At 71.9% G+C, this 231-nt stretch carries 1 protein-coding gene; it reads right to left on the bottom strand.

Annotated features, from left to right (window positions below; translation table 11 throughout):
- On the bottom strand, nt 1-231 hold a 231-nt coding region (locus AAEY55_RS18685; protein WP_350552800.1), incomplete at both ends, for a solute carrier family 23 protein.

Here is a 231-nt window from a genome sequence, read left to right as displayed (position 1 = left end):
GAAGAACATCACGACGAGGAACAGCAGGCCGACCACGGCCGCCGCGAGGCCCGTCTTCGCGCCGGCGGCCACGCCGACGCTCGACTCGATGTAGGCCGCCGCCGGCGCGCCGCCGAGGAAACCGGAGAAGATCGAGCTGATCGAATCGGCGGTCAGCGCACGGCCGCCGTTGATGATGCGGCCGTTCTCGTCGAGCTGGCCGGCTTGGCCCGCGACCGCGCGGATCGTGCC

It is taken from the genome of Pseudoalteromonas sp. 120-MNA-CIBAN-0494 (assembly GCF_040308885.1).
Classification (GTDB): Bacteria; Pseudomonadota; Gammaproteobacteria; order Enterobacterales; family Alteromonadaceae; genus Pseudoalteromonas; species Pseudoalteromonas nigrifaciens.
This window is presented reverse-complemented; position numbering and strand designations above follow the sequence as displayed.